This is a genomic window from Gloeothece verrucosa PCC 7822 (assembly GCF_000147335.1).
GTDB classification, from domain to species: Bacteria; Cyanobacteriota; Cyanobacteriia; order Cyanobacteriales; family Microcystaceae; genus Gloeothece; species Gloeothece verrucosa.
In genome coordinates this window covers 2,081,974-2,095,163 of the sequence record NC_014501.1, presented here as the reverse complement: position 1 = coordinate 2,095,163, position 13,190 = coordinate 2,081,974, and the positions used below count along the sequence as shown (strand labels likewise).

Here is a 13,190-nt window from a genome sequence, read left to right as displayed (position 1 = left end):
GCCGATTAATTTTCAGATGGCTCCATAGGTCTTGTGACTCGGTGGATGGGAGATTGATAGCGCTTGAGTTTTTGTTGTAAGATCAACCAGAAGAAATAGACATCATCTACTAAATAGCGCTTCCAGAGACGTTTAGGTTCGCTCAAAAGCCTGTATAGCCATTCTATTCCCACTTCACTCATCCATTTGGGAGAGCGAGGCTTATGCCCAGCTTCGAAGTCTATAGTAGCCCCGATGGCTAGAAAAATCTTAATATTATGAAGTTGATGTTTGTATTTCATAATCCATTTTTCTTGTTTAGGGGCACCCACTCCAATCGCTAAGACTGTTGCTTTCGATTGGTTAATTCGCTCGATGATTTGCTGGCATTCTTCTTCTTTTTGCTCAAAACCAAATGAAGGTGAGTAAGCATCTACAATAATCTCTTTTTTCAATTTCTGATTAATGTTTTCTCTGGCTTTTTGGGCTACTCCCTCTTCGGCTCCTAGCAGAAAGATTTTTATATTCGGATTGTTTTTATTATATTGATAAAAGGCGGGGAAGAAATCCGAACCCGAAATTTTTTCTTTAATAGGAGTTCCTAAAAATCGTGAAGCATATTGAACTATTTTACTATCACAAACTCGATAAGTTGATGCTTGATAGGCTTCTAAGAGTTCAGGGTCTTTTTGTAATTTAATTATATGATCCACATTGGGAGTTACTACTATGCCCCCATATTGGGTTAGTCTTTCTAATAATTCTTTTTGGGTTAGGTTATGAATAGATGTATTGAGAAAATTGACGACTTTCATACAACTTATCAGAATGAGGATAGTTGATCGGCTTACATAAGCTTCCCTAAGATCTATTATCCAAAACCCTTGTATAATCTCCTGTATAACATGGGTTTGTGTTACAGCTTTTCTGTATAAGTTGTTGTATAAGTTGTTGTATAACTTGTAAAGTGGTTCTGTCAATTGGGAAATTTAGCTCTCCTGGACTGCCCTTTGAGAAAACGTTGAGTCGCCTTTAAGTTCGACAATTGAGGGCGGCGAACCGTAATGGGTTTAAAGGATAGCCCTGACAATCCTCCACAAATTAAGGGGAAAACCGGCAATGGCATGGCATTCAAGAGGCAATCTACCACAAATAAAGGTAATCCCACTGCTAAAGCGGCAGCCGGCGCAATTTTCGGATTAAACCAAGTTCTACATGGATAACCCCAGATGCAAAATCTAAGGACAGGTAACAACATCATCGTTGTGAAACTGGCTATTCCTACGATCCCTTGAGTTCCAAAGATGATAATCCATAAACTATCTGTAACTGAGGTATCTTCGAGTTCACCCTGCCAATTTTCGGTGTAGACTCGATTACGCCCCCAACCGCCCCAACCAAAAATCATTCTTTGCCTAGCTTTGGCGATTAGAAGTTCTTCGTTTTTAAATCTAAACTCTAAAGATGAAGCTCTATCTTGGTTGAAATTTGCTGCCCAAGAAACCAGTTCATCACCATTAAATTGTCCCGATATGTTAATGAATAAATAATAACATATACCAGCCATTAACAATAATAAAGGTAGATTCGTACGCAGCCATTTAGCCGCAAATAAAATTATTAAGGCATAGAGGAAATAAATATAAGCTCCACTGGACCTAAGCAGGATAAAAGTCAACAGCATAATTCCCACTAACCAATTTATAGGTATTCTCCAAATTTTTTGTATGGCTTTAGCTTTCCATAACCAAAAAATCACTAAGGTAACCAGCATCATCCATAGAGCTACCATTAATCCATGTCGCATGAAAACCACAGGACGGTAACCCCCAAGACGGACTGATTGGCCAAACTGGTGGGGATGATAACCATAGACGATCCGATGAAGCTGAGGACTAAATCGAAATTCAAACCAACATAGAGGGACATAAAGAAGTCCTCCTTTAATAATATTCATCGCTAACTCTTTGAGTCCAGCTAAATTATTAAGATAGAGACGACCCAGTAAATAAGGCAATCCCCACTCGGTGGTTTGAGTTAATGTCGCGTTGAATCCATCATAAGCCCCTAAGTCATTACTTAAAGACGAAAACATCGGACAGATACACCACACTAACATGGGTAGATCGATCCATTGAAATTGAAATCTAGCCAAAGTTTTAATATCATAAATGATTACCCCTAAAATAATTCCATAACAAGTGGCTACCATTCCTTGGTAATCTGGAATCAGGGGCAGCTTAAAACCGGCTGATTGGGGCAAAAAAAGTAATCCACCAATGAAACTCATGATTACAGCAGTTCGAGGTGAAAAGCGGGTAAATAGATAAAAGGTGATGGGTAGCCACAGAATCATCACCAATTGGGCTTGAGGGGTCATAAATTCTGATTACAACTTAATTTTTAGTTTTTGTTAAACGCTTTAAAATGAGGAAGAACAACAGTCATTTTCCGGCACAATTCTTCGAAATGACCAGAAGATCAAGATAAAATTTTGCCGGTTAGGTAAGCTAATCCTGAAATAGAACTCATCTATAAACTTTCGGTTTTTGAGGATTTTTTTTAACCTTCCTTATCTGACTCCACCAACCGATTGTTCACTCATCATTTTCCCATAGGAATTTTGTAGCATTAATCATAATTAGACTTTTGGATTTGCCAAATTTTTTTGAGTTAAGCTTTTAATGGTTAATTATACACCATGCCGAGTTTTTTGTAAACAATAGGCTTTTTTTTGCGATTTAGATGCATATTTGGGGCTAATTACGCCATATTTGTTTCTCAAACGGAGTCTTAGTCTTTCGGAGTCTGAAGTAGATTCACTTACTTCATAAAAGGCAAGATTACAGAAGTCGGAAAAAGATAACAAGAGTTTTTTGCACACCTCGAGTTTTAGAGGCTTTATTTTAGCTTTTGATGGCCTATTTTCTCATCTTTTCAATTAAACTTAAAATCCTGTTGAGAGCAGGGATAGGTGACTAACTTAACTAATTTTTTCAAGAAAAGCTAGACTTAAATATTATCGAGTTTTTTACCATATCCGTAATAAAATCACTAGGAAAGTTAATTAGACAACAACTAACTGCTTATCAATTTTATTGACGTTAACGTTTTCTAGCTTAACGTCAATCTAAAATCTAAATTTTTATATTTTCAGTAAAATCACTGGATTTTTTGCTAATAAAAATCCTAAAATATGACAATATTTATGTGGTTTTACAGAAAAAAGTTTTGATTTGATAAAACTCTAAAAAGCTTCAGGATTTACCCTGAAAAAAAAGTTTAATTATGCTTAAAAAAAATTTTTTTTTAAGGGTAAACTCCCATGACTAATTCTATTAAAATGCCGAAGAATATAAACAGAGCTATTAATCATATAAGCGCAGTAAATTAACCTTTCATTTAAGGAGAATAAGGATGAGTATTACAAATTCTACACCACTGGTCAATGAAAATGGTATACCGGTAGCCAAGGGCGATTATATTACAGGGATTGTCGATCAAGCTCTGACCATTTCTCCTCAAACTTTACTCAAAAATGATAGCGATCCTAATGGTGATCCATTAACCATAACTACAGTCGGTAATGCTTACAAGGGGACTGTGCAGTTAGATAGTCAGGGAAACGTGATTTTTACCCCAACAAAACATGCTTTAGGTAACGCTTCTTTTAAATATACTATCAGTGATGGAAAAGGCGGAACGAGCCAAGCTACTGTTACCGTTAATATTCAACCCAATTATTTTAATTTTTTCAAAGCTACAATGTCTTCCTATAGCTCTGGACAAGACGTACAATCTACCATAACTACGTCTGATGGTGGTAAAACCATAAATATAAAAGGGAATACTTGGAAAGCCCTTCAGATGAGCTATAAAATCACTCCTAATACTGTAATGGAATTTGATTTTAAGAGTGCTGCCATTGGTGAAACTCATGGCATTGGTTTTGATAGCGATCTCAGCATGAGTACGAATCAAATCTTTCAAGTTGGTGGCTCTCAAGTAACAGGTAATCAAACTTACAACAATTACACAGGCTCTGCATTGCAACACTATAAAATTCCGGTGGGGCAATTTTACACCGGAACGATGAATTACCTAACGTTAATTAATGACCAGGATGTGAGCAATCCCACAGCCCAAAGTCAGTTTTCTAACTTGAATATGTATGAAGGCCTTCCGGGTAATGATAAGCCAGTAGCTGTTGATGATACAGGGATTACGGTAATTAACGCGCCCATTACTTTTAAAATCGCTAATCTCGTAGCCAATGATACCGATATTGATGGAGATTCCCTTTCTATATCATCAGTCAAGTCTATTTCAGGAGGTACAGCCGCGCTAGATGGTAAAGGCAATGTGATTTTTACACCGACTAAGAACTTTAGTGGACAGGCAAGTTTTGATTATACGGTTAGTGATGGAGCAGGAGGCACTGATACTGGCACAGTCAACTTAACCGTTAAATCAGCCAATATTGGGATTAATTTAACGGGAATCTATTATTATTCTACACAACAACCTTTTATAGATTTATTTAAAAGCGGCTCGAAGTGGATTACTCAAGCAAGTGGTACCTGGGATACACAAGAACAAAGTTCATTAGCCGTTGATAAAAATGGTTGGGTTACCTCTCTAAAAGGAACAGGAAGCACTCAAAAATTTACTTCAGTGTCCACTCTATTAGCCAGCTCCATAGATGGTCATTATAAAGGGGGTAGATACGTTGTTCTCTATGATGGACAAGGCACACTTGAGTATAATTATGATGCCAAAAAAGTTACTTCTCTCTCAACGCCCGGTAGAGATGTCATTGATATAACGCCAAGTAATAATGGCATCTTGTTAAGACTGACTCAAACTGACCCCAATAATACCGGTAATTATCTGAGAAATATTCGGGTCATTCCCGAGGCCTCTGAATCTACTTACTCGACAAATATATTTAACCCAGAATTTCTCAAAAAAATCGATTCTTTTAGCACGCTTCGCTTTATGGATTGGATGAAAACCAACGATTCTAGCCAAAAAGAATGGAGCAATCGTCCTACTCTAGATACGGCATCTTGGGGCACAAAGGGCGCTCCTGTAGAAGCGATGGTCGCACTGGCTAATGTCACCAATTCTAATGCTTGGTTTAATATGCCCCATCAAGCAACCGACGAATACGTCACCCAATTTGCCACCTATGTCAAAAATAACCTCAAACCTGGACTGAAGGCTTATGTTGAGTATTCCAATGAAGTTTGGAATGCCTCTTTTGGCCAAAATAAATACGTTGACGGACTTTCTAGCACCCTAAATACTCCTCAGAGCTATGGCAAACGAACCGTCGAAATTACCAATATTTGGGATAATGTGTTTGGAACTGATAAAGACCGAGTCATTGGAGTGATGGGGGCGCAGGCGGCTAATCCCTGGACAGCCACACAAGCCTTACAATACGTTGATAAATCCATTGATGTGATTGCCATTAACCCTTATGTGGGAAATTATCTCGGAACTTCTGATAATCAAGCTGAAGTAGACGGATGGACAAAAGATGCAGACGGTGGATTAAATAAATTGTTTGATGAGCTTATGCACGGAGGCGTTTTAAGCAAATCCAATCCGCAGGGGCGTTTCCCCGGCGTTTGGCCCAATCTTTCTCAATGGCAAGATATTAGTAAGAAATATAATCTGCCACTGGTGGCTTACGAAGGAGGACAGCATTTAGTCGGCGTTAATTCAGTAGCTGATGATACATCTATCACCAATCTCTTTATGAAAGCCAATAAAGACCCTCGTATGGGCGACGTCTATAAGGAACTCATGAATCAATGGTATCAACAACTCGGAGGGGATCTATTTATGCAGTTTGCTGATATTGGCAGACAAACCAAGTGGGGCAGTTGGGGAGCGTTAGAAAATATTGATCAAACCAGTTCCCCCAAATACGATAGTTTAATGAATTATATTAGCCAACATACCGCTACCGTTGCTAGTTAGCCTTGGTTTATTAAACCTAGCTTAAATCTTCCCTAACGCATTTTTCCTCGAGCTTGAAGGTCTTTACACAAGCTTGGGGAAAAACTTTATACTAGAGAAGATCTTTTCTTTGAAAAAGCTAAAAGGTTACTTTGATGTTTTCTTTAAAATGGTTTCGCAAAAATTTACCTTTAATATTATCAACAGCTATAATTATATGCTTTCTCTATAATCTATTAGCTCAAAATATCCCAAAAACTGAAAGTTTTCCCGTAGCCAGCCAACCTAAAGTGGTAGAAATAGGAACTAATTTAACTGGTGTTACTGATTGGTCAACTCAACTGCCTTTTATCGATGGATTTAAATCTTCTAGAAGGTGGATACCTCAAAGTAAGAAAAAATGGAATGCGGGCGAATTTGAGCAACTGGATTTAGATAAAAATGGGTGGGTTAAATCTTTACCAGGTGCCAACGCTTCACAAGAATACACCTTTGTGGGAACTCTTCTTTATCATAAACAAAATGGCCATTATCCCGGTGGAAAATATGTAGTCTTATATGAAGGAGAAGGCAAAATTGAATACAGTTATGATGGTAAAAAAGATATTGCTGCCTCTAAACCCGGCAGAGATGTCCTGAATGTCACGCCCTCAAATGCAGGAATTTGGTTAAAAATTACTGAGACAGACCCTAAGCACAAAGGCAATTATATTAGAAATATTCATGTCCTTCCCCAAGCTTACGAAAAGACTTACAAAACCGAGATTTTTAATCCACTATTTTTAGAAAAAATCCAACCCTTCACAACACTTCGTTTTATGGATTGGATGAAAACCAATAATTCTAGCCAAAAAGAATGGAGTGATCGCCCTACTCCGGATGACTCTACTTGGTCACCAAAGGGTGTCCCAGTGGAAATTATGGTAGCACTAGCAAACCGTTTAAATGTCAATCCTTGGTTCAATATGCCCCATCAAGCTACCGACGACTATGTAAAAAACTTTGCCACCTATGTCAGAGATCATCTCAAACCCGGGTTAAAAGTTTATGTAGAATACTCCAATGAAGTTTGGAATGCTCAGTTTAAACAATTTCATTGGGTTGAAGAACAATCTCCGCTCAATATTTATCAAACTTATGGGAAACGCGCTACTCAAATGATGAACATTTGGGACCAAGTTTTTGGTGCTAAAAAACAGCAAGTGATTGGAGTGATGGGTGGGCAAACTGCTAACCCTTGGGTCATTGGACAAGCTCTCAAGCAAGCAAATGACTCTATAGATGTTATCGCCATAGCGCCTTATGTGGGGGGTTATATCGGTAATTCTAAATATGAGCAACAGGTAGAAAGTTGGACTCGTGATCCAGACGGGGGATTAAATAAACTTTTTCAAGAGATCTTCAAGGGCGGTGTTTTGACTAATGGCCCGTCCGGGGGAGGTTTACCTAAAGCTTGGCCCTCTGTTGCTAAACTACGTGAAATTTCTCAAAAACATCACTTACCTCTGGTGGCTTATGAAGCAGGTCAGCATTTAGTCGGCGTTGGAAAAGTTACCAACAATCAGGCCATCACTAAGCTTTTTATTGAAGCTAACCGAGACCCTCGTATGAGAGAAGTTTATGAGCAATTAATCACTCAATGGAATCAGGTGCTAGGAGGCACTTTGTTTATGAACTTTAGTGATATTGGCCAACCGAGTAAGTGGGGCAGTTGGGGAGCTTTAGAATATCTAGAACAAAAAACTTCTCCCAAGTATCAAGCACTCTTAAATAAAATACATTCATCTAAGTCTTGATATTTCGGCAAAGTGGTGTCAATAGATTGTCCTTGATGTAAGACGATCCGATCAGCTTGAGGACGGGATAGCAATTCACTAAAATAACGGGCTTGAAATATAATTAAGTCCGCTTTTAACCCTACACCAATTCTGCCTCTCTGGGGAAGTCCCATCAAATCTGCCGCCGTTTTAGTCACACTACCACACCAATCACTATAAGGTGTATCTAAATGGGCAATTCTGACGGCCTGGGTCAAAACTTCTTTGATATCATGATCACCAAACCCATAAAAAGGATCTCGACAATTATCTGAGGCAAAAGCGACAGCAATTCCTTGCTGCTTTAATTCATGAACTTTTGTCACACCTCGCCAATAAGGCGTTTGAGAGGAACGACGATCTTGTAAATAAAGATTACACATCGGTAAGCTGACTATGCCAATATTGGCAGATTTAACTAAATCTAGGGTTTTGGCGACTACTTCTTCGGGTTGTACCGCTAAACTACAGCAATGACCACAGATGATTGAGCCGCTAAATTGATACTCTAGAGCCGTTTGTGCTATCTTTTGTAAACAAATTGAATCTGGATCACCATTTTCATCAGCATGAAAATCTAGATTGAGTCCTCTTTCTTGAGCCAACAAAAAAACTTGAGCTAATTGAGCATCTAAAGCGGGATTCATATAAGCTACCCCTCCCAGAATGCCCCCTATCTCAGCGATTCGATCAGCGAGGGCTATTCCGTAGGGCGTTTGATAATAATCTAAACTTACCAAAGAAACAGCCTGTAAAGTTAGGCGATCTGCCCATTCTTGTTGTAGGGTTTTAAAAACTTCTAGACTGATCTCCCCTTGTTTTCCCAAACTATCAATATGAGTTCGGATTGCCATAGTTCCATGAGCATAACTACATTTAATCCCAAATTCCATGCGTTGATAAACATCTTCCGCTTGCCAATATTGTTGGGAATCTTCTTGAACCCTTATCAGAGCCTCCTCGAATGTGCCCTCGAGATTCGGCGAGCGCTCCCAAATATGACCTTTATCTAGATGGGTATGTATATCCACAAAGCCAGGGAAGACAATTCTTTTTTCTAAGTCAATCCTAGGAAAATTAAGTGCAACTCTTTGAGAAGCCAAAATAATTTGCTGAATTTTGCCGCCTACGATCTCAAGATCGACTAAACATAATCCTTCTCGGGTTTGAGGGATAAAATTGTTATTTTCTAACAAAACAACGGGAACATGAGCATTTATTAACCAATAAGAGTCAACTTCAGGAATCATACCACCTTATCTAAAAGAGTCATTAGCAATTTTTCGTCTTTATCTTTTACCTAGCAGGGAACAAAAAAAGAGTTTAATGGTTTCTTCCCTCACTGGATCATCTATAATGCTCGATGCGCCGAGTGCTTGGGCAACATCCACACTAACAAGAGGAAGAGTTTATCAGGTAGCTACTCCGATTTTTTTAAAATAATCAATTTTTAAAAAGCGGGCATAAATTTCTTTAATCGCCTCAGCTTTCATGGCGGTTTGAATACAACTTTCACGAGAAGCCATTGTCTCTAACCAACGGTTAAGATGAGGAAAATTATTTTGGCTAATTTCAAAATTTTTAAAAGCGGGTAAAGTCACGGCTAATCTTTGGAAAAACGGAATAAAAGCAATGTCTGTTAAGGTGAATTCTCCTAAAAAATAAGAATCGCCAGACTCGCCAATGACTGTATCCAAAAAGCGTAATTCCGCCTCTAACTCAGATTTTAATTGTTCTTCTTTTTCGAGATTTTCTGCTGATTTATGAGCCAGATAGCTAAAGGAAGTTTTCACTAAATGAGAATCACACCGAGCCATTAAAATTCGAGCTAATGCCCTTTTTCCTGCCGAGGAAGGCATTAATTTATTTCCCGAAATTTCCGAGAGATATTCATTAACAATTAAGGATTCATAGACTCGGGTTTCTCCCTGTTCAATGACGGGGACTTTGCCATTAGGATTTAACGATAAAAACCAATCGGTTTTGTTATCCGAACCTAATTCAATTTCTCTAGGCTGAAAGTTGACATTTAACTCAAGTAATGCTATCCAAGTCCGTTGAGCATAAGGACAGTTACGGTTGAAATAAAAAACGAGTTCTGGTAAAGATTCAGAAAACATAGTTATAAAGTCAAAGCAGAAATTAGTATTCATTATATTTTAAGCAGCCGCTCAAAATAAAAAGCTAAACAAATAATTCTCCCTTGAATGCCCACAAGAACATCAAAACACATTGTAAAATAAAGATCAGTTCAATTGACGCTAGATAGCCTTCTAACCGTTGAAGACTAGCCAAGAAAATCGCAGGACTTGAGCAATCGATGTTAAGAAAAGTCTTAAAACCATCTCGCCGTCTAATCACTTTTATGGCTTTTGTCAGTTTACTCCTGCTTAACTGGAGTAGTTATCTGGTTATTCCTAAAGCTTACGCCAAAAGCGAAACCGCTCAATCGATACAACCTTATTTAAATAAAGTCATAGAGCGAGTGACGGAATTTACCCTCGATAATGGGATAAAATTCATTATTTTGGAAAATCACGATGCGCCGGTGGTGTCTTTCGTTACCTACGCGGATGTGGGAGGAGCTAATGAACCCGATGGTAAAACCGGAGTCGCCCACTTTTTAGAGCATTTAGCTTTTAAAGGAACACAAAATATAGGAACAACTAACTATGTACAAGAAAACAAACTATTAGAGCAATTAGATCAACTATCAGCCCAAATTAAAACAGCAAAAGCCGGCAATAAAAGCGAACAAGCGGCTAAACTCCAACAAGAATTTGACCAAGTGCAAGCTCAAGCGCAAAAATTTGTTAAACAAAATGAATATGGACGCATCGTCGAAAAACAAGGGGGAGTAGGCTTAAATGCTCAAACCACACCCGATGCAACCGTATATTTTTACAGTTTTCCCTCCAATAAAGTAGAACTGTGGATGTCTCTAGAGTCAGAAAGATTTCTAGAACCTGTATTTCGAGAATTTTATAAAGAAAAACAAGTCATCTTAGAAGAAAGACGCTTAAGAACAGATAATAGCCCTGTGGGTCGTTTGGTAGAAGCGTTTTTAGATAAAGCTTTTAGCGTACATCCCTACAAACGCCCTGTCATTGGATACGATCAAGATATCCGCAACCTCAGCCGCGAAGATGTACAGCAGTTTTTTAACACCTACTATGTCCCCAATAATTTAACCATCGCCATTGTGGGAGATGTAGACCCTAAACAAATTCAAAAATTGGCTCAAGTCTATTTTGGGCGTTATCCGGCTAAACCTCAACCGCCTAAAGTAACCCGCGTTGAACCCCAACAAAATCAAACCCGCAGCGTTTCAGTGGAATTTGCTTCTCAACCTTGGTATATGGAAGGTTATCATCGTCCAGCCATCAATCATCAAGATAACGCCATTTATGAAGTCATTGCATCCCTGATGAGTGATGGTTTAACCTCTCGCCTCTATAAATCTCTAGTGGAAGAGAAAAAAGTGGCTCTAGCGGCTCAAGGATTTAATGGGTTTCCCGATGACAAATATCCTAATATAATGCTATTTTATGCCATGACAGCCCCTAATGCTACGGTGGATGACGTGGCAAAAGCCTTAGCAGTAGAAATTGAGCGGCTCAAAACTGAACCTGTCTCAGAAAAAGAATTAGAGAGAGTGAAAACTCAACTAAGGGCTGAACTATTGCGATCACTTGATTCTAATGCTGGCATGGCCAAATTATTAGTAGAATATCAAGTTAAAACCGGCAATTGGCGCAATTTATTTCAACAACTTGATGCCATTTCTGCGGTAACACCAAAAGATATTCAACGGGTAGCCCAACAAACTTTTACGCCCGAAAATCGTACCATTGGACAGATAGTCAGTAAACAATAATAGGCAATAGAGAAAAAACAACTAATGACTAATGACTAATGACCAATGACTAATAACTAATAACAAATGACCAGTGACCATGAAAAAACGTTTTAAAAGCTTAAGTTGGCTAGGATTAATGGCGATCGCTTTTTTGCTAGTTTTGACCTTCCGTTCTCCGGCCATCGCCCAAACCCCGCGCCCTTACAATCAAATACAATTTCCTCCTTTGCCAGAAATTAAGCTACCCGATTATGAGCGTTATCAATTAGATAATGGCATGGTGGTGTATTTAATGGAGGATCATCAATTACCGCTTGTGGGGGGAACCGCGATTATCCGCACGGGTTCACGCTTAGAACCTGCTGAAAAAGTCGGGTTAGCAGGAATAACAGGTTTGCTAATGCGAACCGGCGGCACTCAACAACATCCCCCAAGCGAGTTAAATGAATTGCTTGAACAACGGGCAGCCATTATTGAAACCTCCATCGGAACAACTTCCGGAACAGCTAGTTTTAATGTGCTTAAAGAAGATTTGCAACCGGTTTTCGAGTTATTTGCTCAAGTCGTTCAGCAACCGGCTTTTGATCCTCAACAATTTGAATTAGCTAAAACTCAACAACAAGGAGAAATTGCCCGCAGAAACGATGATCCTGGGGATATTGCCTCTCGGGAATTCCGAAAATTAATTTATGGGGAAAATAGCCCCTATGCGCGAACGGTAGAATATACCACTTTAAATAATATTTCCCGAGAAGATATCAAGAGTTTTTATCAAACTTATGTTCGTCCCGATCAGATGATTTTGGGCATAGTGGGAGATTTTAACTCCCAAGAAATGAAAACCTTAATCAAGGAAAAATTTGGCAGTTGGCAAGCGCCCAAAACGCCTTTTAAATCTGTTGTTCCTCCTGCATCTCAGAACAAAAATAATGGAATTTTTGTGGTGCAACAGCCTCAGTTAAGCCAAAGTAATATTTTATTAGGGCATCTGGGCGGCGAATTAAACGATCCGGATTATCCGGCTTTGAGTGTGTTAAATGAAGTCTTAAGCGGCTTTGGAGGGCGCTTGTTTAATGAAGTCCGTTCGCGGCAAGGATTAGCTTATAGTGTTTATGGCATTTGGCAAGCCAATTATGATTTTCCAGGAATGTTTGTGGCGGGAGGACAAACCCGTTCTGAAATGACTGTACCGTTTGTTAAAGCTCTCCTGACAGAAATTGAAAAAGTACGTACCACTCCGATTACAGAAGAAGAACTGGCTGATGCCAAAGAATCTATTCTTAATTCTTTTGTGTTTAAATTTGAGAATCCTAGTCAAACCTTATCTCGCTTAATGACTTACGAGTATTATGGTTATCCCAAGGATTTTATTTTTCAATATCAAAAAGCCGTCAAAAATACTACAGAGGAGGATATTTTAAAAGTGGCTCAAAAATATCTTCAGCCTCAAGAGACGGTGACTTTAGTGGTCGGTAATAATGAACAGATCAACCCACCATTAAAGAGTCTAGGGGCACAAATTCAAACAGTAGATGTTGCTATTAAGCAACCTAAGAGTTAATCTA

At 38.8% G+C, this 13,190-nt stretch carries 8 protein-coding genes; 4 read left to right on the top strand and 4 right to left on the bottom strand.

Annotated elements, in window-relative coordinates; translation table 11 throughout:
- Positions 1-5: 5 nt before the first annotated feature.
- Both CYAN7822_RS09280 and CYAN7822_RS09275 read right to left on the bottom strand, forming a co-directional pair.
- The gene (locus tag CYAN7822_RS09280; RefSeq protein ID WP_013321992.1) at positions 6-794 is read right to left on the bottom strand and encodes a WecB/TagA/CpsF family glycosyltransferase; all 789 of its coding nucleotides are present in this window, start codon (positions 792-794) and stop codon (positions 6-8) included.
- Between the two features lie 161 nt (positions 795-955).
- Positions 956-2,359, bottom strand: a complete 1,404-nt coding sequence (locus CYAN7822_RS09275; RefSeq protein WP_013321991.1) for a hypothetical protein — start codon at positions 2,357-2,359, stop codon at positions 956-958.
- 1,037 nt (positions 2,360-3,396) lie between these two features.
- Here CYAN7822_RS09275 and CYAN7822_RS34500 point away from each other — a divergent pair.
- Positions 3,397-5,970, top strand: coding sequence for a cadherin-like domain-containing protein (locus tag CYAN7822_RS34500; RefSeq protein ID WP_013321990.1), 2,574 nt, complete (start codon positions 3,397-3,399; stop codon positions 5,968-5,970).
- A gap of 134 nt (positions 5,971-6,104) precedes the next feature.
- Positions 6,105-7,745, top strand: a complete 1,641-nt coding sequence (locus CYAN7822_RS09265) for a hypothetical protein (RefSeq protein WP_013321989.1) — start codon at positions 6,105-6,107, stop codon at positions 7,743-7,745.
- Here the strand turns inward: CYAN7822_RS09265 and CYAN7822_RS09260 are convergent.
- Together CYAN7822_RS09260 and CYAN7822_RS09255 are read right to left on the bottom strand one after the other, a co-directional pair.
- Positions 7,706-9,016, bottom strand: a complete 1,311-nt coding sequence (locus CYAN7822_RS09260; protein ID WP_013321988.1) for a cytosine deaminase — start codon at positions 9,014-9,016, stop codon at positions 7,706-7,708. The two genes, CYAN7822_RS09265 and CYAN7822_RS09260, sit on opposite strands and share 40 nt — an antisense overlap.
- 162 nt (positions 9,017-9,178) lie before the next feature.
- The gene (locus CYAN7822_RS09255; RefSeq protein ID WP_013321987.1) at positions 9,179-9,886 is read right to left on the bottom strand and encodes a glutathione S-transferase family protein; all 708 of its coding nucleotides are present in this window, start codon (positions 9,884-9,886) and stop codon (positions 9,179-9,181) included.
- Positions 9,887-10,131: 245 nt separating this feature from the next.
- On the opposite strand from CYAN7822_RS09255, the gene CYAN7822_RS09250 reads away from it, so the two are divergent.
- Together CYAN7822_RS09250 and CYAN7822_RS09245 are read left to right on the top strand one after the other, a co-directional pair.
- Positions 10,132-11,643 (top strand): M16 family metallopeptidase, encoded by a 1,512-nt coding sequence (locus CYAN7822_RS09250; protein ID WP_425365337.1) that lies wholly within the window; start codon positions 10,132-10,134, stop codon positions 11,641-11,643.
- Between the two features lie 79 nt (positions 11,644-11,722).
- A complete protein-coding gene (locus tag CYAN7822_RS09245; protein ID WP_013321985.1) occupies positions 11,723-13,186 on the top strand; it encodes a M16 family metallopeptidase in 1,464 nt (487 codons plus the stop codon).
- Positions 13,187-13,190: the final 4 nt, after the last annotated feature.

Coding starts and splice junctions, on each gene's coding strand:
- CYAN7822_RS09280 (WP_013321992.1), bottom strand. CDS start 794: ATGAAAGTCGTCAATTTTCTCAATACATCTATTCATAACCTAACCCAA.
- CYAN7822_RS09275 (WP_013321991.1), bottom strand. CDS start 2,359: ATGACCCCTCAAGCCCAATTGGTGATGATTCTGTGGCTACCCATCACC.
- CYAN7822_RS34500 (WP_013321990.1), top strand. CDS start 3,397: ATGAGTATTACAAATTCTACACCACTGGTCAATGAAAATGGTATACCG.
- CYAN7822_RS09265 (WP_013321989.1), top strand. CDS start 6,105: ATGTTTTCTTTAAAATGGTTTCGCAAAAATTTACCTTTAATATTATCA.
- CYAN7822_RS09260 (WP_013321988.1), bottom strand. CDS start 9,016: ATGATTCCTGAAGTTGACTCTTATTGGTTAATAAATGCTCATGTTCCC.
- CYAN7822_RS09255 (WP_013321987.1), bottom strand. CDS start 9,886: ATGTTTTCTGAATCTTTACCAGAACTCGTTTTTTATTTCAACCGTAAC.
- CYAN7822_RS09250 (WP_425365337.1), top strand. CDS start 10,132: ATGGCTTTTGTCAGTTTACTCCTGCTTAACTGGAGTAGTTATCTGGTT.
- CYAN7822_RS09245 (WP_013321985.1), top strand. CDS start 11,723: ATGAAAAAACGTTTTAAAAGCTTAAGTTGGCTAGGATTAATGGCGATC.